Consider the following 691-nt stretch of genomic DNA (forward strand, 5'->3'; position numbering starts at 1 on the left):
CATTATCAACATCTTCGCCGTTCTGGAGGCGGCGTGCATCGAGCTCGTTTTTCAGGCGTTGGAGTTCCAAATCCTTTTGCGAAAGCGTCTGTTCGTAGCCGTCCGAAGCTTCCTTAATTTGGTGCTGCAATTCCGCAACCTGTTCGTTCATGCGGTCGATAGCGGCTTGGTCTGTAACCGTTTCGGGCTTGCGGTTTTGCAAGTCCGCAATTAGTTTTTTCATGTCCTCTATCTGCTTGAGCAGTTCGGGGTTGGGGTCTGGTGCCCGTGGTGGAACAGGCCGCGCCAGATTCCCGAACGCGTCGCCGCTCCCAGATACGAAAGACGTGTTTTCGCTCGTCTTCAGGCCGAGTTCATCGTGGCGGGGCCAGTAAACGTAACTAAGGAAAGCCACACTCGTCAAACAGACGCCGCCCATCACGGCCATCTTTATAGCCGTTGCGGGTTCACGGGCATTTTGCTGCCGGGAGGCTTCTGAACTTGCAGGGTAATGTAGGCGGATTGTGGGGAATCACCTATCCACGTATGACAGCTCGCAGCATACGCCGCAATTCTCGAAACTGCAGCAGGACGTCAGCACCGAAGGTCTTAAAGCCTGTTCCAAAAGTCGCCCCGGGTGGCAGGAAATGGCAATTTTTCTGAATTCCGGTGCTCAGGGAGCTTGAGTCCGCTCCTCTACTCGACAATCACC

1 protein-coding gene is annotated in these 691 nt (G+C 54.6%); it reads right to left on the reverse strand.

Features of this window, described 5'->3' with window-relative positions; genetic code table 11:
* Positions 1-427 (reverse strand): hypothetical protein (locus ACTJKP_RS27070; protein ID WP_440632859.1); only part of this gene is annotated, 427 nt, incomplete at its 3' end.
* Positions 428-691: the final 264 nt, after the last annotated feature.

The organism is Brucella sp. 22210 (assembly GCF_052045675.1).
Lineage (GTDB): Bacteria > Pseudomonadota > Alphaproteobacteria > Rhizobiales > Rhizobiaceae > Brucella.